Raw genomic sequence first — 26,440 nt, forward strand, 5'->3', positions numbered from 1 at the left:
AATGATCGATAAGCCGCTGGTCGAAGTCTCTCCCGGTATTCGAACCTGGAATGTGGTTCTGTCGTCCATGGCAGTGTTGTTGATTACACTGGACACAACCATCGCAAATATCGCACTGCCGCGCATCCAGAATGACCTTAACTTGACGAATAGTCAGCTGGGATGGATCTTAACCTCTTATATTCTGTTTAACGCCATTTTTATGCCGCTTACCGGCTTTTTGGCCGATCGTTTTGGTAAGAGAGAAGTTCTGATTGCGTCGGTCATAGGATTTGTCTTTACCAGCTTTCTGTGCGGAATCTCTCAGAATTTGGAGCAGTTAGTCATCGCGAGAGCCCTGCAAGGGGCTAGCGGTGCGTTTTTGATGCCGGTGACGCAATCGATACTGCTCGATATCCATACCAAGGCAACCTACGCAAAGGCGATTGGTATTTGGAGCATGGGCATCATTATTGGGCCAATTTTGGGCCCAACAATAGGCGGCTATTTGACCGAGATGCTGTCTTGGCACTGGGTGTTTCTGATTAATTTTCCTATTGGTATCGTTTTGGTCATTGGCCTGTTAATTGTATCGCCGCACTGCCCTAAGAATCCTGACCGTCGTATTGATTTGAAGGGTTTCTTGTATCTGGGGCTCGCGATTGGATTATTGCAATTGATGATTGATCGAGGCGAGGGCGAAGACTGGTTCGATTCATGGGAAATTCGACTAGAAGCCATATTCTCGGTTATGTTCTTCTGTATCTTTTTGATACACACGGTGGGGCGCAAGCATCCGTTTATTCAGTTGGGATGCTTTAAAGATGCGAACTTTCTTGCGGGTTTGGTTTTTGCGTCGGTCACCAGTATCGTGATTTACGGTACCTCTGCCATTCTTCCGGGCTACCTGCAGGGAGTGATGCGCTACCCCGTTATCGATGCAGGTTTACTAATGATGCCACGTGGTTTGGGTATGTTCTTTGCCCTAATGATACTGAGTCGCCTGCCCGTTGCCCAAAACCCGCGGCCCTACATTGCGTTTGGTTTTATGCTTCAAGCGCTGTCGCTCTGGCTGATGACAAACTTCAATGTGCACATAGATTCTTCGTATATTGCTTGGAGCACCGTATTACAGGGCATTGGCACTTCGTTTGTGTTCATGCCGACTAATGTGTTGATGTATTTAACCTTGGAACCTAAGTATCAGACCGATGCCGCGAGCTCTGGCGGTTTAATTAGAAACTTGGTGGGCGGTTTTGCTATCTCTGGAGTTTTTGCTGTCTTTACGCGCGATAATCAATTTTTTCATGCGCATTTGGTTGAGGCGATTACGCCCATGACATTTGTTGCGGGTTGGCCCGCCCTGCTGCCGCTTGATTCCGTACAGGGCGCTTGGGTGTTAAATATGGAAATTACACGCCAGGCTGCGATGCAATCTTATTTGAACATTTTCACGGCAATGCAATGGATGTCGATCGTCATTGCCGCACTGTTAATTTTGACTCGTCCGAAGCGGTCAAAGGCACAGGCGCTTGCCGCCTAATCACCAGCGCCGCTTTTCGAACTTCTCTTCGCGCTTTTCTTTTTGGCGAACCACAATGAAGTAGATGATGCCGGCAGCCAGTCCGCCCCAAATCAGCCATTCAATCATGGGTCATTCGCCTTAATTTTCACAGCGGTGCCATAGGCCATAATTTCTACCGCCGCCTGCGACACCATAGACGTGGTAAAACGGAAACCAATAACAGCGTCTGCTTGAAGCGCCTTGGCATCTTCTAACATCCGATAAATAGCTTCCTCGCGACCCTCAGCTAAGAGTTCCGTGTAGCCTTTAATTTCGCCGCCTACGATATTTTTCAAGGCCGCGGTAATGTCGCGGCCTATGTGTTTCGCTCGGACGGTGGATCCTCTGGCAACGCCGAGTACTGATTGGATTTGATAGCCAGGCAGGTGGTCTATCGTGGTAACGATTGGGTCAGACATAGGGGCTCCTACAGTAAGCGATACGCCATGCAAATAAGCGCGCCAAGCGACACGCTCCAAATGATAGAGCGGACGTATTTGATATTGAATACGTAGCAGGGGACATAGGCAACGCGGGCGACGAGCCACATCCACGCAACGGTCTCGAGTTGCGCGTTCTGCACGTGCGCAATAATTGCTAAAGCCAGGAAGGGCGCAAGGCTCTCTTGCAGGTTGTTGCCCGCTCGTTGGATGCGACCTTGAATGATCGATACGTCAAGAGGTTCGTCGCGACTCGACAGCAGCCAGTCGAGTTTGTCCAGGCGGGTGCTTGCGGGTAAAAGCCAAAGCTGGAACAACGCTAGTGCTAGGGCGTAGATAATAATTTCGATCATGTTATGTCCTTATTATTGTGATGTCGCAATTGACAGTAGTAACAATCTAACCTGTAAAGCATCGCCACACAATGGGTGCCCAGATGACGAGCCAGATGATTAACGAGAAAGTCACGGCGAGCGATCCGAGGTCTTTTGCTAAGCCCGAGAGCTGGTGGTAGTCGTGGCTGATGCGATCGATGGTCGCTTCGATCGCGGTGTTTAGTGTTTCGATAACCAGTACGAATAACGTGGCGGTAATCATCAGGCTGATCTCGCCAGTCGTTGTGCCGATCAGGAACGCCGCTGGAATTAATATAAGCGCTAACACGAATTCAAGCTGGAAGGCTTCTTCGTGTTTTAACAACCAAGCTAGGCCCTTGCCAGAATTTACAATCGTAAATAGTAGGCGTTGCACTCCTGTCCGTTTAATCACTTGGGGCTCGTCCATTGCGGCTTCCATCCATTGTTTGACGTCTGCGTACTATACGGGCTGTTGGTTACGGGTTTCTTAAGTGTGGATTAATCGTTAAGAATCGCTACCGCTCGAGTCCAGCCGGCTGAGGCCGCGCGAATTTTGAAGGGGAAGCACGACACCGTAAACCCGGTACTCGGGAGCGCTTCGAGATTGTGAAGTTTCTCGAGATGGCAGTAGCCGGTGTGGCGCCCTGCCTTGTGACCTTCCCAGATAATGCTGGGATCTTGAGTTTCGTTAAATCGTTGCGCGGTGTGCACAAAGGGTGCGTCCCAGCTCCAGCCATCGGTTCCGGTCACACGAATGCCTCTATCTAGCAGGTAGCGGGTTGCTTCGTAACCCATGCCGCAGCCACTCGAGACATAATCGTCATGCCCGTAACGAGAGCCCGCGCGGGTATTTACCAGAACAATTTCAAGGGGCGACAGCGTATGGTTTATGCGTGCAAGCTCTGCTTCAACCTCATCGGCACTGACAACATGACCGTCGGGAAGATGGCGAAAGTCAAGTTTTACCCCCGGTTGAAAGCACCATTCTAGCGGGACCTCGTCGATGGTCCAAGCGCGTTCCCCTTGGTTCATGGTGCTTGCAAAGTGGTAGGGGGCATCGAGGTGAGTGCCGTTGTGGGTGTTTAGGTTGATCTGTTCGATTGCCCAGCCCTCAGCATCGGGTAGATCCTCTGGGGCAAGTCCGGGGAAAATATTGGCAATATCCTGGGCTGAATCGGAGTGCTTAATGTAGTGGATTTGCGGTTGATGTCCCGGGGGGTCAGAGATGACGTCGTTCTCTAGAAAGATGGATAAGTCGACAATCTTCTGGCCCATGGTCTGCTCCTAGTTAATCGATTTCAGGATTTTTGCACAGCGTTTGCAGAATACCATCACAGCCGTCTTCGAGCATAGTAATCACCCTGTCAAAGCCCTTGGTGCCCCCGTAGTAAGGATCGGGCACGTCTTTAGGTGCTCCCTTGGGTAAAAAGTCCGAGAACAAGCGTAACTTAGCCGAGTCCGTGGGTTGGCGGACAAGCGCTTGCAGGTCCTTGAGGTTGTTGCGATCCATCGCGATGATGAGATCGAACCGATCGAAGTCGGCCCGTTCGAATTGGCGTGCACACCCGTGATAGCTGTGGTTGTATGCTCTGAGTCGATCTTGCATGCGTTGGTCGGGCGGCTCGCCAATATGATAAGAGGCGGTGCCACATGAGTCGATGTGCACGGTAAAAGGCCGATTGTCGCTCTCGATGAAGTCTCGGAATATGTTTTCTGCCGCGGGTGAGCGGCAGATGTTGCCTAGGCACACGAATAAGATCTTGAACTCGGACATGGTTACACTCGCTGTTAAATAACGACCAGTCTAGCGTCCTAGATTTGTGCTGCCTAGGCTGCGGTGCGCCCCGGTTAGGATGCTAGGCGATCAGGCTCCTCAACATCCAGGCGGTTTTTTCGTGCGCTTGCATACGTTGCGTCAGCAAATCGGCACTGGGTTCGTCGCTGGCCTCGCTGGCAATAGCAATCACTTCGCGCGCTTGGCGAGCAATGGTTTCTTGAGCCTCAACCAAGTTTCTAATCATATCTTCCGCGCATGGGATAGAGCTATCTTCTGGAATTGAGGTGAGCGCCGCATAAGCGCTGTAGGATCCTGGAGCGAATTCGCCCAAGGCACGAATCCGTTCGGCAATTTCATCGACCGCAGTCGCCAGCTCGGTGTACTGTTGCTCGAACATCAAATGCAGGGTGTTGAACATGGGGCCTGTGACATTCCAGTGGTAGTTGTGGGTTTTGAGGTACAGCGTGTAGGTGTTAGCCAGTAACACGCTTAATCCTTGTACGATTGCTTGACGGTCGGTCTCTTTAATTCCGATATTAATGTTCATTCTGCTCTCCTGGTTGTTCTGGTTCGTTAGTGGAAAGGGCCGTTTTTCCTATCAGCTACCTTCCTGCTTTCGTCCTTTGATACTACGTAATAATCTGCTTTGGGCACGCCTATTTATCGGTCGGAACGCCTGTCTTTGATCTGCCTCATCTTATGATGCTGTAGATCTTTTATAAATTAAATTGTTTAAATCAAAACGATTTATTTTATTGAATGCTCAGCCATTCACGAGAGTAAGAGAGAATGAGATGTTGCGATGGTTTGAATCAATTTTTCGGTAGAAAATTTTCTAAATAAAGTCGTTTTCTACTTTGGTGGGGTATACTATGGCATTGTGTTTTTATGGTTTTGCATAGTCGCTAATGATCCAGGTCCGCAAAGTTACCGTCGATAATTTAAAGATTGGGATGTATGTCTCCAGTCTGGACAGGCCGTGGCTGGAAACTCCCTTTGCGTTGCAGGGTTTTTTGCTAAAGTCGCAGCGCGATATCGACAAAATCAGTAAATTCTGTGAGTTCGTGTACGTCGATTTTGAAAAAAGCGAAGTGGCGGATCAAACAACAAAAAAGCGTGCGGCACCGGTCTCGCGCCCTCGCAAAACCAAACAAGAGTTGTTTCCTAATCGTAGTCTCAGTGATTATCGCGATGCCGGGCAATTTGGCGATGAGTATCCCAAGGCGCGTCAGGCCATAACGACCCTGACAACGGGTGTGACAAATATTTTTGACAGCGTCAGTAAAGGCAGTGGTCTGGATGTTGTCAAAGTGAAGCGCTCAGTTGAGCCCATGGTCGAGAGTATCACGCGCAACCCTGACGCCTGTATTTGGCTGGCGCGCATGAAGCAAGCCGATACTTATACCTATCAGCACTCAATTGGTTGCTCAATTTGGGCGGTGGCGCTCGGTCGTCAGTTAGGTTTACCCAAACCCGATCTGCGGTCTTTGGCGATTGGTGGTTTGCTGTTCGATGTGGGTAAGTTGCAGGTCGATAAAGAATTGATCGATGCTAAGCGCAAGCTGAGTGACCAAGAATTTCAGATGGTGCAGAACCACGTCAATTTGGGTCTAGAGGCCGTTAAAAAAAGCGGACTGATGAACAAAGACGTGCTTGAGATGATCGAGTACCATCACGAGCGCCACGATGGCTCGGGTTACCCTAAAGGCCTGAAAGGGGATCAGATCCCCATTTTTGCGCGAATTGCAGCGATTGTGGATTGCTACGATGCTATTACCAGTCATCGCAGCTATGCCAAAGCGTTACCCCCCTCGATGGCAATTAAGATGCTCTACGAGTGGCGAGATATCGATTTCCAAGCGGAGTTGGTGGAAGAATTCATACAAGCCGTCGGTATTTACCCAGCAGGGACGCTCGTTGAGTTGTCGTCAGGTCAAGTGGGTGTGGTGTTGTCGGAGTATCGAACTCGACGGTTGCGCCCTAAAGTTATGATTTTGCTAGACGCCAATAAAAAGCCAATTATGGACGTGCAGACTATTAACTTGTTGGAGGTGACTCATACCGAAGACGGCCAACCCCTAGATATCGTGAATTCCCTCGAGCCTGATGCCTACGGTATCGATATGGCGGGAATTCAACTGTAACTATGTCTGCCTCGGCTGCTCCGATCGAGCGAGAGCGCTTTGTCGCCGCCCTAGAACTTGCGGTAAAAGAGGGGCATCGCAACAAAGACAATGTGGGTCTTTTGCTGATTGATCTGAGCAATCTCGCCCGTATCAATCACTCTTACGGTTTTGACCGCGGCGATGCCATTCTGAGAGAGGCCAATCAAGCTCTGCTGGGCGTGACCAAGCTGCCCGATACGGTATTTCGCATCGGCGGTCGCCAGTTTGCGTACATCCTGCCGGGCTTGAATAATCCTGCCTTTATCGCGTTAGCGTTGAACCGAGTGCAAATGGTGCTAGAAGAAGCGCTGATGTTAGGTGACGGCGTCATGCCGATCATTGTCAAGCAGGGCGTGGCAGTGAACAAAGGTTGCGTGCTACCCGCAATGGATATGCTGGCTGCTGCTGAGGTCTCATTGTCGGCTGCCAAGCAGGGTAAAGAGCGCAACCTTGAAGATTTACTCGGCACCGAGTTGCCGTCTGAGCAAGACATCGAGCTCGAGCGCCTCTTTTACGAAAGTCTGCACAACAACGCCTTCCAGTTGTATTACCAGCCTAAGATTAATCTGCATACCGGTCGCCCTGACGCGGCCGAGGCTTTACTGCGTTGGCAGTTAGACGATGGCAGCTTTATCTCACCGGAGTATGCGGTCAACCTCGCAGAATCCTCGGGGCGCGGTTATGCTCTGGCGAAGTGGGTTATTCATCGCGCGATGCGTCAGGCGAAAGAGTGGCAATCCAGTATGGATGTGCAACTCGCCGTGAATATCCAAGCGAGCCTCGTTGCCAACCCCGACCTACACGGTCTGGTGAAAGACTCGTTAGCAATATGGGGCGTCAGCTCAGATCGGTTTGCGCTTGAGATTACCGAAGGCGGCTTTATCGAAGATAAAGAATCCGGGTTTGATAACCTGTTAAAGCTGCGAGAGCTCGGCACCACTCTATCCATTGATGACTTTGGTACAGGCTATTCCTCGTTGTCTTACTTTAAGCACATCCCCGCTGATGAGCTGAAAATTGACAAGTCATTTATTGATCATCTGATCGATGGTGGTCACGATCTCGAGCTGGTGAAGATCATGATCTACATTGCGCATCAGTTTGGTCTGACCGTGGTGGCTGAGGGCGTTGAAGATCGTGCCACCTGCGATCTTCTGAAAGCGCTCGGTTGCGATTACATTCAGGGTTATTATTTTTCTCGACCTTTGCCGGTCGATGCATTCGAAGCGTGGATGCGCGATAATGGCAAAAAATCCCTGATATAGAAGCCCGCAAACGGGCCTTTGGACGCACTACACCATGAGCCCGATCGATTTTGTCGACCCCCAATATCATTTCAGTGACGACGAGCGTCAGCGACTCGATCGCATTGAGGCAGAATTAGAGCACGGTATCCGCGAACTGCAGTCAATCGGCCCAGCTGTTACGGTATTCGGCTCGGCGCGTTCATCAGTGCAGTCATGGGAGTATGTCAGCGCTTACGCACTTGGCAAAACCTTGGCAGAGCGGGGTATTGGTGTGATTACCGGAGGTGGTCCCGGTGTGATGGAGGCCGCTAATCGCGGTGCGCTTGAAGCGGGCGGCTTGAGTGTGGGTTTAAATATTACGCTGCCCAAAGAGCAGCAACCCAACCCTTACCTGAGCATGGGGTTGGAGTTTCGTTATTTTTTCACCCGAAAATTTCTACTGATTCGCTATGCTTTAGGCTTTGTCGCTTTTCCGGGTGGTTTTGGTACCACCGATGAGTTATTCGAGCTGTTGACGCTGATGCAGACGGGTAAGCTCGATAAGCGTCCGATTATCCTCGTGGGCACGGAATTCTTTGATCCCCTATTGCAGTTCGTCCGTGACCAAATGGTGCGTCAGCATTATGTCGGTCCCTTGGATCTCGATTTGATTACGCTGACGGATGACCTTGACGAGGTCATTACGCGGCTTTTTTGTTGTCCTCGCTTATCCAAAGCAGTAGGCGACAACAGCTAAAGCCGATGCAGGGCTTGCAATCTGGCGATGCAAGGGTTGCAATGGGGCACAAAAAAAGGATGGACTATGAGTTTAACCAATAGAATTTTACTGGCGATGGTATTGGGCATCGCCGTGGGATCACTGCTGAATTTACTGTTGAGTGCCAACGCATTGGGGGTAAGTTTTGGTGCGCTGATACAAACCTACTTAATAGACGGTGTATTTGATGTCTTGGGACGAATTTTTGTCGCCTCTCTCAAGCTTTTGGTTGTCCCTTTAGTTCTCGTTTCCCTGATCTGTGGTGCTAGCGCCTTAGGCGACAGCGCGCGCATGGGGCCTATAGCCGGTAAAACGATCGCATTCTACTTATTTACCACCGGCTTGGCGGTGACCATTGCTTTGCTGGTCGCATCGATCGTGGCGCCGGGTGAGGGTATGAATTTGCAAACGAGTGCGGAGTTTGTGCCTAAACCTGCGCCGCCATTAACCGATGTGATTGTGAATATTTTTCCAACCAACCCCGTCAAAGCCATGGCCGAAGCAAACATGCTGCAGATTATCGTGTTTGCTCTGTTGTTCGGTTACGCCATGTCACATGCCGGTGAGCCCGGTCGACGATTAGCAGGTTTTTTCCGCGATGCTGAAGCCGTGGTGATGCGTATGGTGTCACTCTTGATGGAAGTGGCACCTTACGGTGTTTTTGCTCTTTTGAGCAAACTGTTTGCTGGCATGGGTGCCTCCGCGATTCTGGATTTAGCCGGCTACTTCTTTACTCTAGCCGCTATTCTCGTATTTCATGGTCTGGTTGTTTATCCAATGCTTCTTCGCGTACTCGCGGGGCTTTCTCCGGCGGTGCTCCTTCAAAAAATGCGCCCGGTATGGGCATTTGCGTTTAGCACCTCATCGTCGGGCGCGACCATTCCGGTAACATTGCGCACGGTCGAGCACCGTTTGGGTGTGCATAACTCCGTTGCAGGTTTTACGGTCCCACTGGGAGCCACGATCAATATGGATGGCACAGCCATCATGCAAGGCGTGGCCACGATATTCATTGCACAAGTGTATGGTATCGATTTGTCGATGGCGGCCCTTTTTGGCGTTGTGGTCACGGCTATCTTGGCCTCGATTGGTACAGCAGGCGTACCGGGTGTGGGTTTGATTACTCTTGCACTCGTGCTCGAGCAGGCCGGTTTGCCGGTAGAGGGTATTGCCCTAATTATTGGGGTAGATCGTTTGTTGGACATGATTCGAACCGTAATTAATGTCACAGGTGATGCGGTGGCGAGTGTGGTTGTGGCAAACTCTGAGGGCCAGCTCGATCAGGAAATTTATCACGCTTCTGCAGACACGCTAGACGCTCGTGAAGCTTAGTATGAACAAGAAGGTTAGTAACTATGTCGATTAAAGTTTCGGTGGTGCCGGTAACCCCTTACCAGCAAAACTGCTCGATCATTCAGTGTCAAGCGACCGGTAAAGCCGCTGTTGTTGACCCAGGTGGTGACATCGATCGTATTTTGTCAGCGGCCGAGCAAATGGGCGCCACGATCGAAAAAATTATCCTAACCCATGGGCACTTGGATCATTGCGGTGTATCCGCTGAGCTGCGCGATAAACTCGAAGTACCTATCGAGGGGCCAGAAGCCGCTGATAAGTTCTGGATTGATCAACTGCCCGACTATTGCAAACTGGCGGGTTTTCCTCATGCCGATGCATTTACACCGGATCGCTGGTTACACGACGGTGACACGGTTAACGTGGGTGAGGTTGAGCTGCAGGTCATTCACTGTCCGGGGCATACACCAGGACATGTGGTGTTCGTGAGTGACGAAAACCGTATTGCCTGGGTGGGCGATGTGATTTTTCAGGGCTCAATCGGTCGCACTGACTTCCCCATGAGCAAGCACGATGATCTTATCCACTCCATCCGAGACAAGTTATTCCCGCTGGGCGATGACATTACCTTCGTGCCGGGTCACGGGCCAACGTCAACGTTTGGGCAAGAGCGTCAGACGAACCCTTTCGTTGCTGATTCGCGCTACGGGTAAGTTCGGTGTCTGATCAGCCCTCTTTTAATGTGCCGGATGTTGATCTGGCGAGCTTGAGTACCTCCGAGCGCGAGCAACTGCTGCAAACCGAGTTTTTAAAGCAAACTGCAAAAATGCCTTGGCGCGAGATGCAAACCTATTACGCTCGCGGCAGTGTGATTGTTGTGTCTGCAGAGCTCGATTTGATCGAAGTCGCCGTGCAGTTAGGTTTGGATAACTCCGCTCAGTTTGCCGCGTGGATAGAGCAAGGTTTCATCGCACCCGCGACCGACGAGCAGGCGCTGGTGTGGTACGACAACGACCAACTGCTGTGGGTGACGGTGGCAGCACCGTGGGTCCTGGTGCAGCACAAAAACTTGGCTTAGTTGACTGGGGCGAAGCGTCCCTCGAATACAGTGCCTCGTATCTCAATCTCTTTTAGGCCAGATGCACCGACCTCATAGGGATCTTGCGCCAAAACCGTGAAGTCCGCTTTTTTGCCGACCGCTATACTGCCGATCTCGGTCTCCATACCGACTGCCCAAGCGGCATCGATGGTAATTGCACGCAGCGCGGCGTCCAGCGATACGCGTTCATTTTGCCCAGTCAGATGGCCATTAATGGTTTGTCTATTGCTCGCATTCCAAGCGAGCGTTAGCGGTCTCAGTGGCGCCATGGGTGTATCCGAATGCAAGGTAAAGGGCACGCCCAAACGTTCTAGGGTACCCAAGCGTACCATTTGCTCGGCGCGCGATGGCCCTATTTCATGCTCGCCGTAACTGTCAGACAGAATGTAATGATAGTAGGGGTTGGCCGATACGATGACGCCAAGCGCCTTAATACGTTTGGCTTGATCAGACGTCGCGTACGCGAAATGCTCGATGGCAAAACGGTGATCTTGACGCGGGAAGTCTGTCAGCAGTGACTCTACCAGATCCAAAGTCCGTTCGGTCGCAGCGTCGCCATTGGAATGGGCATGAAGCTGAAAGCCTGCGCGCCAAAAAACCTCGGCATATTCTTTAAGTGCGTCTTCGGGTGTGAGCCAGACACCCTCGTGTCCGTCTAAATAGCCGGGCGCTTTAAATTGCGCCAGTGCGGAAAAAATGGCGCCATCGACCATAAGCTTGAAATGATCTCGCACCGACACTTGTCCGGTGTGAGTTTGTTGCCATCGTTTGACTTGCTCTAGCGCTTGCGCCGGCGTTTTTCCCGCCTGCATAAACTTCGAAATAATCGGGGTCATGATCAGTCGTAGGGGCGCGTTGGATTGTTGCATCATCCCGCTGAGTAGCCTCAGTTCTACGTCTGGGTCGCTGGAAATTCCCAGCCCCATGTCCACCGCGGTCGTTACTCCACCTTGATGCGCCATTTCTAGAAAGTTTTGGGTCCCGCGCATGTAGTTTTGCGGCTCGATTAAATAGCCCAAGTTGCGAAATACTGCGAACAGGCCGTTTTCCCAAAAATGCCCCTCGTCCCAATTGGCTTCGCCGTGCGCCGCCTCCGCATCGGCTTGGGTAATACCAAAGTGCTTAAGTGCGGCGGTATTGAAGATGACTTCATGAAAAGATCGTTGCCAGATAAATACGGGGCGGTCTCCAAACCAAGCATCGAGCTCCGCGCGGCGGACATGACCGTGCCAAAGCTCGTGGTAGCCCCAAGAGCCAAAGGGTTTGGATTTATCGGCGTCGTTGGCTTCTAGCGCGATCAGTTTGCTTTTGTAATCCTCGGGTGTCAGCGCGCCGGGGAATTCGCCCGTGGGTAGGCTCCAGTCATCAGGAGCCAAGAAGGGGAGTTGTGTTAAAATCGCGGGCAGACTGGGGTGAACGTGAGGGTCGATAAAGCCCGGCATCACGGTCATATCGTCTAATTGTCGGTCAATCTTACCCCCAAAGCGGTCGACCCATGGCGTTAGGCTGGCTTCGGTGCCAACCCCGACAATCAGACCGTTTTGGACCGCCACAGCCGTGGCGCGCGGCTGCGATGGCTCCATGGTGATAATGGATTTGGCGGTATAAATTGTGACCTCAGAGGCGTAGCTCGCCAAAGAAACAAGTAGAGCGAAGGTCGCGGTTAATAAGGTTCTCATGTACTGACGTCTCTTAGTTTGTGAGTGTCGTGAGCCGCTTACCGGCCGCGATAGACGATTGGATGGTGCCATCTACGACAGCCACTTGGCCATTCACAATGACCCAGTGAATACCAACAGGTGCTTCATAAGGTTTGCCGTAATCCGCTGTGGCCGCTACGGTATCTGCGTCGAATATTACGATGTCGGCATCCATACCTAGCTGGATGCGCCCTTTGCGTTTGAAGGCCGGCGCAAACGGCTCGAGCCATTGCGCTTGTTTCAGACTCATACGCGAGAGCGCATCGGATAACGTAAGAATACCTTGCTCTCGTACATAGCGACCTAAAACCAGCGAGAAAGTGCCCGCAATATTAGGGTTGCTGAATTGCTCATGCGTGAAAGCGGGTAAGGCATCGGTTGAAATCATCATATCGGGCCAGCGAAGCGCTGTGTGCAGCCAGGGTTCTTTGACATAATGATGATTTACGGCCCCCGAGCCTTCATGCTTGGCATAGTGATTCCAGGTTTCTTCGGTCAGCCATTCGCCGGTTGCGACCCACTGGACGTCTTCATAGGTGATATCAAAAATGGCTTGCCAGTCGCGCTTACGGAAGACGTCGGCAGAAATCGAAGTGCCACCTGCCAGATAACTTAGTGTCTCGGTGGTCACGCGAACGCCATCTGCGCGGGCTTGGTCAATGGTTTTAAGCCAATCTCCCACTGAGCCCATGGCATTGTGTGTGATATGACAAATGAATATCGCTGCCCCCGTCGATTTGGCCAGCGCCAAAACCTCGTTCAAACCGCTTGGGTCGCCCGGTAGGTTGCGCCGCACATGCGTGAATACTGGTACGTCGTGATCGGCCGCGACTTCAAAAATCATTCGCAGCTCTTTATCGGTAACGGCATCGCGCATGTAATCAAGTAGCAGGCCGATACCTAATCCACCCTGCTTTATGCCTTGGTTCAAGTGCTGGCGAATTTCTTCTATCTGTTCGGCTGTTGCGGGCTGCTCAAACGCAGGTGAGCTCATGCCCGCTAGGTTTCCCTGGTGAAAAAAATAGGGCTGATACTTTCCCTCGATCACTCGAATTCTTGCGGCGTAATGCCCTACCGAGGCACCAAAATTCAAGAGCGCATTATCTTTAATTGCATCGCCGTATTCGTAAACGGGGTAGGCGCCTGCTTCGGTGTCGAGTGCAGTGGTAATACCATCTAAAATATTTAGCTGCATACCAAAAGGGGTCGGTGTGTGGGAGTGGATGTCGATAAACCCGGGGGCGACAACACGACCTTCCGCATTGATCACTCGATCAGCCTCGAGCAAATCAGTGGTCAGAGCGACGATGCGGCCATCTTGAACACCCACATTTAGCACCTTATCGGTGCGTGTTTCCGGGTCGATCACGCGGCCGCCAATAATGGCGAGATCTAAGGCTTGTGCTGGCAGTGTCGCCAACAACAAGGGCAACAGGAAATGGGTACGAATACGGTGCATTGTGATCTCGTTATTGTCGTTATTAACGTGCGAGGCTTAGCGAATAATTTTAATCCAATCACCCACTCGAGGCTCACCACTGGGGTAAAGTCCATTGATTAGACGCAACTGATTTTCCGCATCAGGAATATCTATTTGCTCGGCAAGAGATGCCAAGGTAGCTCCGCGGGGAAATTGGATAAACTCGATGAATTGACCATCGCCCACGGCCTTCTCGGTGGGATGGATCGGCCGAAAGCTCTCGATCATCGGCAAAATTAAGGCGTCACCACTATTAAAATCTTCGGCCTCACCTTCGAAGCGATACGCCAGACCGTTGTAATAAATGACCGCGACGCGTTTGCTGATGCCTTGGGCGCTCACGATGCTGGTATAGCCCTGCAGGCCAGCCTGCTCCAGGGCTTTGCTGGCAGACAGCGCGCCGCTAACCTGCGATTCCAGAAAAGCCTGCGGCGTCTGATCTTTAGGTTCGCGCGAAAGCGTAAGGGTCAAAGTCATGGATTTAGAGGCGTCGCTGGCGATAATCTTATCGGCATTGGTACTTACCTTCCAGCCTTCTGGGTGTGCAAAGGTAAAGCCCAGTTTGTTGTGGTAAAAACGGTTGTCCTCGCGCTTACTCTGAATGCTTTCGCCCCACACAAGGCCCTGCAAATGTTTGCGCAAAGGCTCTGGTGGTTCGAGCGAGCGATTTTGGACATCATCGAGCTGGCTCGCGGTGCGGATGACCTGCTGCAAGCGTTTATCGTTGCGTGGATGGGTGGAATACAGTCCATGGTAAGACCCTGTTGCCTTGCCACCGGCTTTGGCTCGTTGGTAGCGCTCTTGGTCTTTGAGGACGCCAATAACAGCGAGCAGGGCATCGGTATCGTAGCCCGCTTTGTGCATATATCTTGCCCCTAAACTGTCGGCTTCGAGTTCCATTTCACGGCCGTAGCCCGAGATAAGTTGGGCGCCATAGGTATCAGCAGCACCGGCAAGGTCGCCGCTCCCCGTCAAGATGTAGGTCGTGACAGCCAAAACTTTACTGGTGGTTTGTGCGGTTTTTTGGCGGGCTGAATGGCGAGCGGTAACGTGACCAATCTCGTGCGCCATAACGCCTGCGAGTTCGTCCTCGGTGTCGAGATAGGCGAGCAATCCCCGGTTGACGTATACATAGCCTCCTGGCGTGGCATATGCGTTAATTGCTGGGTTGTCGATGACCGTGAAAGTAAAATCCAAGTCTGGCATGTCACTCACAGCGACCAGTTTTTGCCCAACTCGATTGATGTACGCCTGAAGTTCGGGATCCTCGTAAAATCCACCTTGCTCTTTTAGCTGCTCGTACATTGTCTGGCCAATTTCTTTTTCTTTGCTGGCGCTGGTAAATACGACGCTACTGCCGCCAGTGGCCGGGTTGCTTGAACAGCCGGTTATGATCAATGCCGCAGTTAAGGTCAGTAAAGCAACAAAATAAGGCATGGTTTTAGTACTTAGCCGATAAAAATTGCAGTAATTGTTCGCCAATACCGTCGCAGGCTGTGCCTTGTACTGGGGCGATGATAGGGATGGGGACTACGACAGCGGGCATATACGACTGACCGCTGGTGCTGGTATTGATGCGTCCTACCTCTGCCTGATTGCTAAAATCCCAGATTACCGCTTCGTAGTTCGACTCGTCGCTCCAAGTACCGAAGCCAAAACAGCCTGCGCCGGTGGGCCCCACCCCGCAGGTCATAGAGCCAGAGGCATCGGTGCGCTCGGTGTTGCCGTCAATCCAAATCATGTACTGCGTGTCCAGCGCTTGGATTTTGCTGGCGACGGCGGGTTGGGCGAGTAACTCGCGGATAGCACCGGGGTGCATGGGGGCCGTTCTGGGTTCAAACCAAGGGTAGAGCGCGTCTAAAAATTGGGCTTCGTCAACAATATCGATGGTGTCGTCTTTGCCCTGAATATGATTTCGAACGCATTGCACAAAATCGCGCTCAGTGTCGTAGTTGCTGGCATGGCGACGGCCCAGCAGCACAACTGATGATGCACCAACCCCTGCCTCTGGGGGGTTATAGGTCATTTCATCGATCTTGGCTGTGACGCAACCTTGCAGTACGAACATCACCGCCGTCAGGGACATGACTTGGATGAGCTTGGAGGTGTTCATGGTGTATCCTCCCGAGAAGACGTTTCGTCGGTGGCTCGCTCTAACCATTCGCTTACGGCTGGAACTTTCGGGAAATTCACCGCAAAATTGGCGCCGGCATCGCGCAGCGCAACAATGGCTGCCGCACCGACGGCCTCTTGATTGCTTTGCATAAAAGCTTCGGGGGTCTTGCCGTACGCGGTCATCGACCATTCGGCAAGCGAGTCGCCCGTATGATCGGTCAAGGCGATGTCATACTTCAGCCACAGCTCGAACACTTTAGTATTGGTGTGTGCCGGGATTGCATATTGCAAGTCACTGATGGTGGGTATTAATACGGATTGGACCTCGGTATTGGGTGTCTCGGTCGATGGTGCCTCTTTTAAGTAAACGACCTTTTGGAACATGGCGTTTAGAATGGTTTGCCACAGACTCATTTGTGCAGCACCCGTCTCGACCACCCAGCCTCGCTCGGTCTCCGCCTCGGGTTCATCAACAAAGGTGTGCGTTTTGAACTCTTCGCTGAAGTAAACCCCTAACGTTATCGGGATAGGGTCAAGCGCGGGCTGTGGGAACTGGCTGTCGACAATGACTTGGTTGGCACCGCAGGCCGACAGAAACAATAAGCATAACGCTAGAGCTGCCGCTCTGAGCGATGAATCTTGCTTATCGATAGTCGTTAAGCCCAACAAATGTGCCTCCGTTTCGGTAGGTCAGTTCACGCATGAGCGTGGCAAACCGTATGCCCGTTACGTTAGTGTATGCATCTGGCGAGAATTGTACAGGGAAGCCGATGGCGTGAATGCGAACCTTACGCGAGCCATCCGCTGCCTCGGCATTGATCGCGTCTACGGTATCAACTACCGAGGCGATTGAGTCCCCAGAAAACTCATCACCTAATACGTATACGCTAATCTTTTTTTGTGGATCATAAAAGCCCCGAATGGCTTGTGTTATCCCTTCTACCGGACTTGAGTTACTGAACGGATTCCAAGTGCGCAGGTTATCTAGGATGATTTTCCGCCGCCCTGGGGTATCGGGAATCCATTCGCCGCGGTATCGAGAAAATAAGTAGTTGCCCATGTCATTCATGACTTGAATGCCCTTTACCTCGGGGTAGATGCTTAATGTAGCCTCCATTTCTTGCAGCATCCGTGGCCAAGCGTAAGAAAACATCGAGCCCGAGGTATCGATGACAAAAATGATGTATTCGCTGTCGACCGGTATGCCTGCAATGAGATTATTCTTGGCTTGATACTGTAAACCCAACAGGCGCTGCATCTCTTCGGTGAGGCGTTGTTTGGCTTCGGCGAGTTGCTCAACGATAATGCTGTCGCCTGTACTCGCAACCTGCTCTTCCTCGAATCGACTGCGCAAGGCAGCAAGTTGACCGGATAAGCGAGCGATGCGCTCTTTGTACTCTGACAATTGTTCTTGCTTGGCGTTTAAATCACGATTGAATATTGCGGTTTCACCACGCAATTCGAACAGCTGTTTTTGTAGGGCGGCAATACGTCCCTCTAGATTGACGGTGCTTTGCTCAAGAATTTGGGGCTGTACCGTCTTGGTAATCATCAGCAACAAAATCACAGCGCCAAAACCGCAGCAGATCACATCCAAAAACGATAAAGAAAACCCTTCTGCCTCGCGGCGTTGTCGTCTCATTATGGCCAATCCTTTGATGGGCTGATAAAAGACCCCTGAGTGCCCAAGGCCAACTGCCAGTAGTAAGCCGCGGCCATTGGGTCACCCTCCATGGGTGCCAAAATGGTGTTTATCGGCACACCCTTGGGTAGCTTTTTGACCGCCTCTCGAAACAGTTTTTCTCGGTCGGCTCCAGAGATGGTGGCCCCCTTGGGTTTTTTGTCGCCTTGCGTGGGTAAGCCGTCGGTAATAATAAAAATATTGTCAGGGCGCAGGGGTAGTTTATCCATGGCGTCAAAGGCCGCGTGTAAGCTACTGCCCCCGCTGGGTAAGAGTTTTGTCACCGCGTCACCGACGGCTTCTAATTGACTGCGGTTTGAGACATCAAGCCACTGGCCCTCGGTTTCAGGGAGGGCGGCCTTTGCCTCGGTGTTAAAGTACACCACTTGGTATTGAGAGGATGGTGGTAACTGAGCGGTCAGCCAGCGCACTGTATTGGTTGCGCGACGCCATTTGGGCGCTTGCGCTTGGACTTGTTCTGACATGTTGCGTAAGCGGATAATGTTGACGATGCGATGGTCTAGCATGCTGGCAGAAGCGTCGAGCAGAATCAGAATCCGTCGTCCACCCAAATTCATACCCGTTAAATACTGGCGATTTCCATCGCCAACGTAGTCACGAGCACTTTTGCCCGCGTTCTTCTCTGCCGTGGCACGCAGTCGTTCAACTTCAGATTCCAGTTGGCTCAACTCGCCTTTGAGGGTATCGATGATTGACTCCTTGCTGGCGCCATCTTCATCAAGGGCTGTTAACAGGGCGTTGATGTCATCGATTTCTTTGCGAATTCGATCAGCACGACCCTCGGCGGTCACTACGTCTAAGCTCACCGTGTCGAGCGTATTTTTGAGTTTGACCAGGCCCGCTTGTCCTTCGCGGATATCTTCCTCTAACAGGCTGACTTCTGATAGCAGATCCGCATTAATCGCGTCTGCTTCTTGCTCGATGGCATGATCAATAATTAAAAACACTAGGACAACTGCGCCAAAGCCGCACGACATAATGTCTAAGAAACTTAGGTTAAAGGTGGTAAAACGGCGCCGTGCTCTGGCCATTGCCTACCCGCTGATCTCGATCAGAGTCATGACCGACCCATTAATATTGATGGTGTCACCCGGTGTGAGTTTTTGTTGCCTGCTCACCAAGCGGCCGTTCACCGTAATTAACTCCGGTGCATTGCTGCTGAGAGTTAGGGCCCAGCCATCCAACGAGGCGCTGGGGGCCTTGTGTTTGAGCCACTGTTTTAGAGGTATGGCTTTGTAGTTCGACAAGCCAAAAGGCAGGGTCTGGACAGTATCTGAATTTGTGACCTGAGCTCGGTCTTCTTGTGGCTCACAGGGCAGTGTATCGATTAGGGTAAATGCGTCGCTGTTTGGCGTGAGTTCAACCCACGTCGTAAGCTGGTCAAATAAAATGCGTGAATCCACTGTTTCGGTTGTCCAAGTGGTTGGACAAAAGTGACTCACCTTAAAGTTATGGTCTTCGATGAGGCATTGCGCCTGGGCGGGCCCAAAACGAGTGATGGCGTCAATAATGGGTTGGTAGGCAGGGCGAAGCTGGTCATGATCTAAAGCGACGGTATGCCCTTGGCAGTGAAAATAATACTCGGCCTCGAAAGTCGGGTTTGCAGCGAGCAATGTATCGATTTGATCTGCGAGGTCTTGCTCGTCTTTGCCCGAGCGTAAGGCGTCAAATCGAGCTTGATCGATAAACACAGAATTAATGACCTGTAGCAGACGGTCGCGCAATGCAAATAAACCCTGTCCAGCGACTGTCGTTGTGCGTTTCACCGTCAGTTCGCGGTCAACGATATGCAGCTCAGTAGCTGCCAATTGGTGTAGTTGGAGCTCGAGGTGTAAAACTCTTGGCGCTTTTGCTTGAGAGTAGCTAATGCCAATACTTCGGTGAATCAGGCGCACAGGTTCGAGTGTCGTCGCTCGCAAAATGCCCAATATCAAACTGAGTTGCTCGTCGCTGTAGTGACCTGGTACGGCAATCAAAGTCTCGGCGACATGGCCTTGAGTAATCTGGTCGATTTGTGCGTGAACCAGGTCGGCGTTGTGGCGTGCGTGCCCCAAGGGTGGTGTCAAGGGTTCTAGCGCGGGTTGCATCCAGTAGCGGTGCAGCATATCGGTTGGGCAGCGCTTGAGTTTTGGCCTCGCGGACTCGCCAAAGGTGTAGTTGCTGCCGTCCCAGTAGGCAATTCCGGGGTGAAAGTCTTGCTCTTCGCTCGTGCCAAAGCCCAGCTTGCAATCGTTGATGTCGAGTAGGTGTAAGGTCATAGTTAGGGCGTTACCAAAAATCGAAGCAGGCTTTTATCGGTGTAGCGCTGACACTCGAGTACCAGGCGTTCTTGCGAGTGCTGTAACTGATGCAAACAGAACATAATGATAATGCTCAATACGAGGGCGACAAACGTACTGTTAAATGCCACGCCAAGACTCACTGTGACGCCAGAGATGTCACCTTCAACGGCTTTGTAAGCTTGTCCCAAAGCATCACCGATGCCGCGCACAGTGCCAATAAAGCCGATTGAGGGAATCGCCCAAGCAATGTAGCGAACCATCGATAACTCTGAGTCTAAGCGGTCGGCCTCTGTTTCACATTGCTCGCGCACGGTGTCTGCAACAGCGGGAATGCTGGCGGTTGTGGCGTAGCGTTGTAAGGCCGCGGCTAGGGTTCTGGCGACCAAATAATCTTGTTGCTCTTCGGGCAGGGCCTCCAAGGGGCGGCTGTAGGCGCGAGCGTCACTGGGCAATACACTGGTGCCTTCTGGGATCGCAATCAAACCTTTCTGGGTCAGAGCGCGCTCCGCAAGATTGCGTTTCAGTTTGAACCCCATGATCGCTAGGGCCCACAACAGCAAAATAAAGCACGCTTCCTGCTCATAATCGCGGATGACGACATACAGACTGCGTGTGGGTGTGAAGTCGCCGCTGGCGGCCTGCAGCGCGGCTTGTGCCGCTAAGTGGGCATCGGCATTAGGCCTGACCAAACCCACGTAGACCCCGTGCACGAGAATGACGGCGATCAAAAGAGATACTAGTTGGAACAAAAATTCATTGCGAGTAAACCAATGCATGAGGTGTCCTATATGTCTACTGGGAACGAGACGGAAAAGTCTTCTGAAATCTGTTCGGAAGCTTCGTAGTCTAGTACGGTTTTTGTGCTGGGCGAAGACTGAGCCGGTTTGGGTGCGGCTTCCGCTTGCGATGGTGTGGGAGTTGTCGTTGCATCGCTGACAGCGGGCGCTTCAGTCTGGGGCGACGCCGATTCGGTTGTCTGCTGAGCGTCCGTCTGAGCAAGCGCCGTTGTGACGCCCAGAACAGTCGCCGTTAAACCGAAGACAAGCAAACTGTAGGTTTTATTCAGCATAACGCGCCACCCTGAACCCCACGTCGTCGCGACCTCGCGCGCCGTAATCGCGGTAGCTTAACCGCAGCTCGGTCAACTTAGAAAGTGACCAGCTTGCACCTTTTATCACGTAGTTGTCGCCCACCTGTTTACCCAGTGGGTTGGTTTCTGTTTGTTCAGATGGCGTGCGAATTTCGTACACGTCATGTACCCACTCTGCCACGTTGCCCGCCAAGTCGAACAAGCCGTGAGGGCCGGGATTGAAGCTAGCTACCGGAGCGGTCGCCACGTAGCCGTCTTGGTAATTAGCGACAATGCGTCCGGTGACGTGGGCGCTGCTGGCATCCGCAAAGTTTTCCGTGTTATTGGCGGGAGGGAAGGTCTCGCCCCAAAGGAATCGACGTTCTCCGGCTTCGGTCACGCGGGTCACAAATTCCCACTCGGCTTCACTGGGGAGCCGGTAACCTGAAGCTTCCTGATTAAAACCGACAATAATTCCGTTTTGCTCTTTATAAAACAGGGGTAGACCCTCTCGACGGCTGAGCCAGTTGCAAAATTGCGCCGCTTGTTGCCAGCTGACCTTAACAGCCGGTTGGGTCTGTCGGTTTAGGGAGTTGCCCGCCGCGACTCCGGAATCATGGGATGATTCGAACAATCTAAATTGCGCATTGGTGGTTTCCTGTTTGGCTATGTAAAACGCGCGCGTTAGCTGCACGCTTCGCTCTGTTTCGTTGGCGCGTCGGCCTGAGTCTCGTCGTGAGCTACCTATAGTAAAGGCCCCCTTGCCGGCGGGGTCAATCAACACCATCTCTGCGCCTGTGGGGTCTTTGGCGATAGGTTGAAGTCGCGCTTTGCGGGCCGCCGCTTCAGTCATCAATGTTGCCGTAACCGTTTGTGCGATCCCATTCCGAGGCGTGATGACCGTGGAAAAAGGCTCGTATCCCGGCTTGCTGATAACGACCGTCTGCTCGACTTGTGGAAGATCAAGGGTGGTCGATCCCTGTCCTATTTTGCGACCGTTAGCCGTAATTGAGGCATCCGCAGGGCTAATAGCAAAGGTAACTCGGCCGAGCATTGGTTTCAGGTTAAACATTTCTTTCGCAGAGCCACCGGCCGCAAGTTTGCGTGTGAATTCCAGCGCCTGAAACCCCGGTTTTGTTAATGCGATTGTGTGCTCTTGCCCCGGTTCAAGTGTTAACGAGACCGGTGTAAGGCCTTTGTAGCGACCATCGAGCATGACGGTAGCACCAATTGGGTCTGATTCGATTTTGAATTGACCGTTGGCTTCATCGAGTACGATCTTTGGTAAACTCTGGTCGGCGCCAGCATCAACGTCTAGTGTTTGTGTTGTGGGTTGATAATGTTGTTTTTCTAAGCGCAGCTCATGTTGGCCCGCAAGAATGTCAGCCGTCAGAGGCGTGGCGCCAAGGCGGATATTGTTGAGGTAAACCTCGGCGTTCGCCGGTTCAGAGTGAATCGTAATAGTAGCCCAATTGGGATCTAAAGAGATGACGAACTCTTGCGTTATGCCTTTGCCCTCGACTTCAAGGCTTACGTTTTTAGCTTGATAGCGGTCAGCTTGAACGAGTAACTCATAGGTGGCCGGTTCGAGCTCCAGCGTTGTTTCGGTGATTGTCTCGCCATTGAGTTGTGCTGTCGCGTTGGCCGGGCTCAGGTTGAGGGTGATTCTACCGGGGAGTGCTTTTAGCTCGACTTGGAGCTGTTGGCTCTCGTCTCGTGTCACCGTATAGGCAATTTCTGCGGCCTGAAATCCTGCAGCTGCGACTGAAATGGTGTATTCGCCAGGCAACAACAAGAACCGACCGCCAAAGTTTACCGAGAACCCGCCCTTAACGTCGACGTTGGCTTCATGGGTCTGATTCACGATAACCGTCAGACTTTTGGCGGCTAGCACAAACGCTAACGCTGCAAACAACCCGAGAGCCAGTAGGATCAACCCAACCTTCGCTGGCGAGAGCCCAATCGATCCGCCTGTCCCCTGAGTATTTTGCGTAACAGGTTGGAATTCGGTAGGTGTTAAATTGCGTTTAGATTGCGTCATTAGATTGGCTCGCGACAGGCAGCAAAGACACGAAGGTTAGAGTCATCGGGTTTGACTTCAAAATTGACGAGTATGTCGCGGAAGCCTACTCGTGTGCCGCGAACGGTATACTTACCCGGGCGAAGCCTCGCCTGATGTTGCTGGGTGGTCCCAATGTTGCTGTGACGTAGTAACACGAGCTCCGTTAAGCCATCCGATTCTATCGTGACATTGACAATACGATTGGCCCGTTCAATTAGATTTTCCAGCGTTTGAATTTGCAGTGTTAACGCCGGCCCCGCTGGTGCGATACTGCGAGCCTCATCCAGCAGGCGCTGCGCCCCCGCAGTAATCGCAGGGTCTTGCAGGCGCTCTGGGGCATTCAAAACAGAGCTGATTTTTTGATCTAATTGCAGGCGTCCTTGCGCATTGGGAAGGCCTTGTTGCGCGAATTGAATGCTCGGGTCCAAGGCGAGCGCCTCTTGATACAGATCGATGACGCCTTGCCAATCTTCCTGCTGAGTTGCGGCGTCGGCCGCTTGTTCGAGTCGACGCAGAGTTGCGGTGGTCTCAGCAAGTCTGAGCGTCGCTCTGGCTTGGTCTAGGGCTTCGTTTGAGCCCCTGTAGGCGCTAGCCTCTGAAAGCAAACGCGCGGCCATGTCGAAGTCTTTATCCTCGATGGCAGCGTAAGCTTGCCCGAGTGTTTCTTCAAACATCGCTTGTTGCCATTTTTCGAGAATTTCTGCTTGCGCTAGGCTAACGGTCTGATGCGCGGGATCGGCCTTGGCTGCCGCATCAATCGCGACCTTGGCTGCACTCCAATTCGATTGGCTTCGCGCTTGCTGGGCGTTGTCGAAGTACTGGGCAGTTTGCGGCAGTGCCTCGATACGCTGAGTCAGTGTTGCAATGCTACCGTGGTTGGGCGCTAGGGCCTCAAGCAGATTCAGTTGTTGTACAGCCGTTTGTGGGTCAAACGCTTCAATCGCGTCTCGGGTTTGCAGTTCGGCCAGGTTGGCGCGAGCCGGAATGCCATCGCTTAGTTCAACGAGCTGTTCTAAGGCTGCTGAGTAACCTGCAATCGCGCTGGCAAAATCTCTATCGCGGTAGTATTGATCTCCTTCCTGAGCACGACTGAGTGCTTGTTCGTAGGGCGTCTGTCCCCACAACTCGACTTTTGCTTCCTGCAATACTTCTTGCTGTAAGAGTATCTGCTCAAGGACGTCTTGAGCCTCTTTGCGCGCTTTTTCCAGTTGCGCTTGTTCGAATGGAGAAAGTTCTGAGGCAGGGCTACCCAGCTCGGGACCTGCGCGGTTTGGCGTTTGCGTTGAAGTTGATGTTTGATTTGCTTGAACACTGGTGGGACTGGTCGGTGTAACTTGTCCGGGGAGCCAAATAAAAACGCCGTAAATGGCAACCAAAATAAGGACGACCGCGAGGACTAAGCCCCAAGGCTTGTTGCCTTCTTGGAGTTTAGTGTCACTCCGCGCTACAGCGGGCTGAAACTCGGTCGGTTCAATGCGTTTTTGCATCAGCGATTACTGTCCTGTTGTGATCGCAGTGTTTGATCCAAGCTGCCAATCTCTGACTCGTAGATATCGTCGAGCAAGGCGCGCCACTGGGCATATTGATCCTGCACGTTCCCGGTCAGAGTAATTGTTTGATCGTCGAGTTGAATGACCTGAGGTGTAATTTCGGCTTCCAAGGACGCCCCAAGTTCTTCTAGTGCCTCGACGTGAATGGCGGCCTCATTACGTTTGTCTAATCCGCTTTTGACCATGTAGGCGCCGCCCATTATCGCAACGTTACCCGCCGTTCGTGTCACGGTGTCATTGCCTTCAGCCGCCGCATAAATACCCGCGAGTACTGACAAGCCCCCTATTAATAAATCGCTCGCGGCTTCTGCTCGAACTTCTTCTAAGGCCATGGCTTCTTCGTAGGTAAGTTTGCGCCACTCTTGGTAGGGCAACTGCATCTGACCGCCAAATTGCTCGTAATAGGTTTGTAAAGTATCGACGTATAAATGATCACGTGCGCGTATTTTGCGGACTCGCTCAAGCATGGGGTCGCCCTCCGCGGGTAATTTTTGCAGCTGATAACGCCCGTCTTCGTAGATGACATAGTCCTCAAAAGCTTGGCTTGCAAAGCGCTCGGCGAAGCGCATTTCGGCGACTTGCCGTACTCGTACTAAGGTTGCGGGGCCGAGCTTGTCATAGTGCTGCAACAGGTCATTTGCAATGCGGTTGTACACGGCCTGGAAAGCGTCGTGGGTGCTTCTTGTTGTCGTTGAGTAGGCGTAGCGAGACGCTTCGGCTTTATAGACGCGGTGATCGATCCAGTAGCGGTTGGTTGCGTCCACCGCGGTAATTTCAAGGGCTAAATTTTTGCCATCAGAGCGCAGGATCTTGCCGCTGATCATTAAGTCCGTGAGTTGGTCCTCGGAGGGCACGACACGCACCGCACCCCAAGCGCCGCTGTCTTGCATTGCGTTCATTAACAATTGAGGCATATAGCGAGCTTCTGATTGCCGCACTTCGGGGAATACTGGAATATCGCCATCCGATTCGATATCCAGCCCCGGGTCAAATAGGGCAATGCTGACGTCCAATAATTGTTCGTTTGGAATGGCTGCCGTGGGCGTTTGGATGGCGGGGATTTTGGTGGTTTTTACGGTTTGTGATACGCAACCGCTTAGACTGACCAGCGTAACGATCAAGCAGCCAACTACCCGCACAGAGATCTTCATCCTTGGTTAATTCCTTTGTATTTTCGGTATTCGTCCCACAGTTTTTCGCGGACTGCGGGATCGGGTTCGCGCATCGCAGCTTCGCGCAGTTGGCGCGCGATAACGTCATCATCGTCGCCGCTAGGTATGTCGCCTGGCGGTGGATACTTAGCGGTTGTGTTAGCCGCACTAACCTCGCCGGTACGCATGCCGCCCCCGCCACCTTGGCTGCCCATGCCCCCAGGCATACGGCCGTACGTTTGGTTACTATCCGTACTCGCAGTTTCCGCGCCCGCCGGGTACTGCGGGTTTGGTTCGGTATCGGACTCACGCTGCTCCGCTTGCGCATCTAGGATAATCTGATCAAACACGCCTGTGGCGCGTTCGAGCTCAGCATCCAGCACAGCAATTTTCTCGCTCTGGCTCATCGGGCCTGAGGCTCCGGGGACGCCTTGTTGGGTTGCTTCGCTATTATTGTTACTGGCGTAGTCACCTTGTGTGTCGGTGGTCGATGTCTGACCGCCGGTATTAGCCTCGGTGCCATTATCATCTGCAGGCTGTTCGTTGGACCCACTGGCTTGACCGATCTCTAAGGGTGCTTTGCGAGCACTGCTCGCGGGTTCTTCGTCCACCAAGGTAGGCAGCGCCTCGCTACCTTGGTCGCCCATAGTGA

At 52.3% G+C, this 26,440-nt stretch carries 27 protein-coding genes; 7 read left to right on the top strand and 20 right to left on the bottom strand.

From position 1 onward, the window contains the following. The first annotated feature begins 1 nt into the window (after position 1). Positions 2–1,522: a DHA2 family efflux MFS transporter permease subunit gene (locus tag EYZ66_RS00980; RefSeq protein WP_009575136.1), complete on the top strand. Its 1,521-nt coding sequence runs from the start codon at positions 2–4 to the stop codon at positions 1,520–1,522. Between the two features lie 104 nt (positions 1,523–1,626). Here the strand turns inward: EYZ66_RS00980 and EYZ66_RS00985 are convergent, their stop codons facing one another. From EYZ66_RS00985 to EYZ66_RS01010, 6 genes are all read right to left on the bottom strand, one after another. After that, positions 1,627–1,962, bottom strand: coding sequence for a YbjQ family protein (locus tag EYZ66_RS00985; protein WP_009575137.1), 336 nt, complete (start codon positions 1,960–1,962; stop codon positions 1,627–1,629). 8 nt (positions 1,963–1,970) lie between these two features. Then, positions 1,971–2,336, bottom strand: coding sequence for an MAPEG family protein (locus EYZ66_RS00990; RefSeq protein ID WP_009575138.1), 366 nt, complete (start codon positions 2,334–2,336; stop codon positions 1,971–1,973). 46 nt (positions 2,337–2,382) lie between these two features. Further along, positions 2,383–2,766, bottom strand: a complete 384-nt coding sequence (locus tag EYZ66_RS00995) for a diacylglycerol kinase (protein ID WP_009575139.1) — start codon at positions 2,764–2,766, stop codon at positions 2,383–2,385. A 71-nt stretch (positions 2,767–2,837) separates the two neighbouring features. Beyond that, positions 2,838–3,614, bottom strand: a complete 777-nt coding sequence (locus tag EYZ66_RS01000) for a cyclase family protein (RefSeq protein WP_009575140.1) — start codon at positions 3,612–3,614, stop codon at positions 2,838–2,840. Between the two features lie 13 nt (positions 3,615–3,627). Next, the gene (locus EYZ66_RS01005) at positions 3,628–4,113 is read right to left on the bottom strand and encodes a low molecular weight protein-tyrosine-phosphatase (protein WP_009575141.1); all 486 of its coding nucleotides are present in this window, start codon (positions 4,111–4,113) and stop codon (positions 3,628–3,630) included. An 82-nt stretch (positions 4,114–4,195) separates the two neighbouring features. Then, positions 4,196–4,663, bottom strand: coding sequence for a Dps family protein (locus tag EYZ66_RS01010; RefSeq protein ID WP_009575142.1), 468 nt, complete (start codon positions 4,661–4,663; stop codon positions 4,196–4,198). Between the two features lie 361 nt (positions 4,664–5,024). On the opposite strand from EYZ66_RS01010, the gene EYZ66_RS01015 reads away from it, so the two are divergent. The 6 genes from EYZ66_RS01015 to EYZ66_RS01040 all read left to right on the top strand — a co-directional run bounded on the left by EYZ66_RS01015 (position 5,025) and on the right by EYZ66_RS01040 (position 10,656). After that, positions 5,025–6,260, top strand: coding sequence for a cyclic di-GMP phosphodiesterase (locus EYZ66_RS01015; RefSeq protein WP_083814345.1), 1,236 nt, complete (start codon positions 5,025–5,027; stop codon positions 6,258–6,260). A gap of 2 nt (positions 6,261–6,262) precedes the next feature. Beyond that, positions 6,263–7,546 carry a putative bifunctional diguanylate cyclase/phosphodiesterase gene (locus tag EYZ66_RS01020; RefSeq protein ID WP_009575144.1) on the top strand — a complete coding sequence of 428 codons (1,284 nt, stop codon included), beginning with the start codon at positions 6,263–6,265 and terminating at the stop codon, positions 7,544–7,546. 34 nt (positions 7,547–7,580) lie between these two features. Next, a complete protein-coding gene (locus tag EYZ66_RS01025; RefSeq protein WP_160195551.1) occupies positions 7,581–8,264 on the top strand; it encodes an LOG family protein in 684 nt (227 codons plus the stop codon). Between the two features lie 66 nt (positions 8,265–8,330). Next, on the top strand, positions 8,331–9,617 hold the full coding sequence (locus tag EYZ66_RS01030; protein WP_009575146.1) for a dicarboxylate/amino acid:cation symporter: 1,287 nt from the start codon (positions 8,331–8,333) through the stop codon (positions 9,615–9,617). Positions 9,618–9,640: 23 nt separating this feature from the next. Then, positions 9,641–10,291 (top strand): MBL fold metallo-hydrolase, encoded by a 651-nt coding sequence (locus EYZ66_RS01035; protein WP_160195552.1) that lies wholly within the window; start codon positions 9,641–9,643, stop codon positions 10,289–10,291. 5 nt (positions 10,292–10,296) lie between these two features. Beyond that, complete coding sequence (locus EYZ66_RS01040; protein WP_009575148.1) at positions 10,297–10,656, top strand: DUF2288 domain-containing protein; 360 nt, start codon at positions 10,297–10,299, stop codon at positions 10,654–10,656. Here EYZ66_RS01040 and EYZ66_RS01045 read toward each other — a convergent pair. From EYZ66_RS01045 to EYZ66_RS01110, 14 genes are read right to left on the bottom strand one after another with little or no spacing between them, the layout of a single operon-like run. Beyond that, positions 10,653–12,356: an amidohydrolase gene (locus EYZ66_RS01045; protein WP_009575149.1), complete on the bottom strand. Its 1,704-nt coding sequence runs from the start codon at positions 12,354–12,356 to the stop codon at positions 10,653–10,655. The genes EYZ66_RS01040 and EYZ66_RS01045 overlap by 4 nt on opposite strands. Positions 12,357–12,369: 13 nt before the next feature. Next, positions 12,370–13,836, bottom strand: coding sequence for an amidohydrolase family protein (locus EYZ66_RS01050; protein WP_009575150.1), 1,467 nt, complete (start codon positions 13,834–13,836; stop codon positions 12,370–12,372). Between the two features lie 36 nt (positions 13,837–13,872). Further along, complete coding sequence (locus tag EYZ66_RS01055) at positions 13,873–15,294, bottom strand: M48 family metalloprotease (RefSeq protein ID WP_009575151.1); 1,422 nt, start codon at positions 15,292–15,294, stop codon at positions 13,873–13,875. Between the two features lie 4 nt (positions 15,295–15,298). Next, the gene (locus EYZ66_RS01060; protein WP_009575152.1) at positions 15,299–15,970 is read right to left on the bottom strand and encodes a hypothetical protein; all 672 of its coding nucleotides are present in this window, start codon (positions 15,968–15,970) and stop codon (positions 15,299–15,301) included. Continuing rightward, positions 15,967–16,638: a hypothetical protein gene (locus EYZ66_RS01065; protein ID WP_009575153.1), complete on the bottom strand. Its 672-nt coding sequence runs from the start codon at positions 16,636–16,638 to the stop codon at positions 15,967–15,969. The genes EYZ66_RS01060 and EYZ66_RS01065 overlap by 4 nt, the downstream gene beginning before the upstream one ends. Next, positions 16,616–17,614, bottom strand: a complete 999-nt coding sequence (locus tag EYZ66_RS01070) for a vWA domain-containing protein (RefSeq protein WP_009575154.1) — start codon at positions 17,612–17,614, stop codon at positions 16,616–16,618. Before EYZ66_RS01070 ends, EYZ66_RS01065 begins: the two co-directional genes overlap by 23 nt. Then, on the bottom strand, positions 17,614–18,705 hold the full coding sequence (locus EYZ66_RS01075; RefSeq protein WP_160195553.1) for a vWA domain-containing protein: 1,092 nt from the start codon (positions 18,703–18,705) through the stop codon (positions 17,614–17,616). Before EYZ66_RS01075 ends, EYZ66_RS01070 begins: the two co-directional genes overlap by 1 nt. A gap of 3 nt (positions 18,706–18,708) precedes the next feature. Continuing rightward, complete coding sequence (locus EYZ66_RS01080) at positions 18,709–19,932, bottom strand: hypothetical protein (RefSeq protein WP_009576227.1); 1,224 nt, start codon at positions 19,930–19,932, stop codon at positions 18,709–18,711. 2 nt (positions 19,933–19,934) lie between these two features. Next, positions 19,935–20,732, bottom strand: coding sequence for a MotA/TolQ/ExbB proton channel family protein (locus EYZ66_RS01085; protein WP_009576226.1), 798 nt, complete (start codon positions 20,730–20,732; stop codon positions 19,935–19,937). A gap of 8 nt (positions 20,733–20,740) precedes the next feature. After that, on the bottom strand, positions 20,741–21,025 hold the full coding sequence (locus EYZ66_RS01090) for a hypothetical protein (protein WP_009576225.1): 285 nt from the start codon (positions 21,023–21,025) through the stop codon (positions 20,741–20,743). Further along, entirely contained in the window at positions 21,015–23,066 is a 2,052-nt protein-coding gene (locus EYZ66_RS01095) for a PEGA domain-containing protein (protein WP_009576224.1), read from the bottom strand. The genes EYZ66_RS01090 and EYZ66_RS01095 overlap by 11 nt, the downstream gene beginning before the upstream one ends. Then, positions 23,066–24,574, bottom strand: coding sequence for a coiled-coil domain-containing protein (locus tag EYZ66_RS01100; RefSeq protein ID WP_009576223.1), 1,509 nt, complete (start codon positions 24,572–24,574; stop codon positions 23,066–23,068). Before EYZ66_RS01100 ends, EYZ66_RS01095 begins: the two co-directional genes overlap by 1 nt. After that, positions 24,574–25,788 (bottom strand): hypothetical protein, encoded by a 1,215-nt coding sequence (locus EYZ66_RS01105; RefSeq protein ID WP_009576222.1) that lies wholly within the window; start codon positions 25,786–25,788, stop codon positions 24,574–24,576. The genes EYZ66_RS01100 and EYZ66_RS01105 overlap by 1 nt, the downstream gene beginning before the upstream one ends. Next, a complete protein-coding gene (locus EYZ66_RS01110) occupies positions 25,785–26,435 on the bottom strand; it encodes a hypothetical protein (RefSeq protein ID WP_009576221.1) in 651 nt (216 codons plus the stop codon). Before EYZ66_RS01110 ends, EYZ66_RS01105 begins: the two co-directional genes overlap by 4 nt. Between the last annotated feature and the right edge of the window lie 5 nt (positions 26,436–26,440).

It is taken from the genome of Aequoribacter fuscus (assembly GCF_009910365.1).
GTDB lineage: Bacteria > Pseudomonadota > Gammaproteobacteria > Pseudomonadales > Halieaceae > Aequoribacter > Aequoribacter fuscus.

Coding starts and splice junctions, on each gene's coding strand:
- EYZ66_RS01080 (WP_009576227.1), bottom strand. CDS start 19,932: ATGACCTTACACCTACTCGACATCAACGATTGCAAGCTGGGCTTTGGC.
- EYZ66_RS01010 (WP_009575142.1), bottom strand. CDS start 4,663: ATGAACATTAATATCGGAATTAAAGAGACCGACCGTCAAGCAATCGTA.
- EYZ66_RS01030 (WP_009575146.1), top strand. CDS start 8,331: ATGAGTTTAACCAATAGAATTTTACTGGCGATGGTATTGGGCATCGCC.
- EYZ66_RS01070 (WP_009575154.1), bottom strand. CDS start 17,614: ATGAGACGACAACGCCGCGAGGCAGAAGGGTTTTCTTTATCGTTTTTG.
- EYZ66_RS01055 (WP_009575151.1), bottom strand. CDS start 15,294: ATGCCTTATTTTGTTGCTTTACTGACCTTAACTGCGGCATTGATCATA.
- EYZ66_RS01050 (WP_009575150.1), bottom strand. CDS start 13,836: ATGCACCGTATTCGTACCCATTTCCTGTTGCCCTTGTTGTTGGCGACA.
- EYZ66_RS01100 (WP_009576223.1), bottom strand. CDS start 24,574: ATGCAAAAACGCATTGAACCGACCGAGTTTCAGCCCGCTGTAGCGCGG.
- EYZ66_RS01035 (WP_160195552.1), top strand. CDS start 9,641: ATGTCGATTAAAGTTTCGGTGGTGCCGGTAACCCCTTACCAGCAAAAC.
- EYZ66_RS01005 (WP_009575141.1), bottom strand. CDS start 4,113: ATGTCCGAGTTCAAGATCTTATTCGTGTGCCTAGGCAACATCTGCCGC.
- EYZ66_RS01060 (WP_009575152.1), bottom strand. CDS start 15,970: ATGAACACCTCCAAGCTCATCCAAGTCATGTCCCTGACGGCGGTGATG.
- EYZ66_RS01085 (WP_009576226.1), bottom strand. CDS start 20,732: ATGCATTGGTTTACTCGCAATGAATTTTTGTTCCAACTAGTATCTCTT.
- EYZ66_RS01110 (WP_009576221.1), bottom strand. CDS start 26,435: ATGGGCGACCAAGGTAGCGAGGCGCTGCCTACCTTGGTGGACGAAGAA.
- EYZ66_RS01090 (WP_009576225.1), bottom strand. CDS start 21,025: ATGCTGAATAAAACCTACAGTTTGCTTGTCTTCGGTTTAACGGCGACT.
- EYZ66_RS01015 (WP_083814345.1), top strand. CDS start 5,025: ATGATCCAGGTCCGCAAAGTTACCGTCGATAATTTAAAGATTGGGATG.
- EYZ66_RS01045 (WP_009575149.1), bottom strand. CDS start 12,356: ATGAGAACCTTATTAACCGCGACCTTCGCTCTACTTGTTTCTTTGGCG.
- EYZ66_RS01095 (WP_009576224.1), bottom strand. CDS start 23,066: ATGACGCAATCTAAACGCAATTTAACACCTACCGAATTCCAACCTGTT.
- EYZ66_RS01000 (WP_009575140.1), bottom strand. CDS start 3,614: ATGGGCCAGAAGATTGTCGACTTATCCATCTTTCTAGAGAACGACGTC.
- EYZ66_RS01025 (WP_160195551.1), top strand. CDS start 7,581: ATGAGCCCGATCGATTTTGTCGACCCCCAATATCATTTCAGTGACGAC.
- EYZ66_RS01105 (WP_009576222.1), bottom strand. CDS start 25,788: ATGAAGATCTCTGTGCGGGTAGTTGGCTGCTTGATCGTTACGCTGGTC.
- EYZ66_RS01020 (WP_009575144.1), top strand. CDS start 6,263: ATGTCTGCCTCGGCTGCTCCGATCGAGCGAGAGCGCTTTGTCGCCGCC.
- EYZ66_RS00985 (WP_009575137.1), bottom strand. CDS start 1,962: ATGTCTGACCCAATCGTTACCACGATAGACCACCTGCCTGGCTATCAA.
- EYZ66_RS00995 (WP_009575139.1), bottom strand. CDS start 2,766: ATGGACGAGCCCCAAGTGATTAAACGGACAGGAGTGCAACGCCTACTA.
- EYZ66_RS01075 (WP_160195553.1), bottom strand. CDS start 18,705: ATGGCCAGAGCACGGCGCCGTTTTACCACCTTTAACCTAAGTTTCTTA.
- EYZ66_RS00980 (WP_009575136.1), top strand. CDS start 2: ATGATCGATAAGCCGCTGGTCGAAGTCTCTCCCGGTATTCGAACCTGG.
- EYZ66_RS00990 (WP_009575138.1), bottom strand. CDS start 2,336: ATGATCGAAATTATTATCTACGCCCTAGCACTAGCGTTGTTCCAGCTT.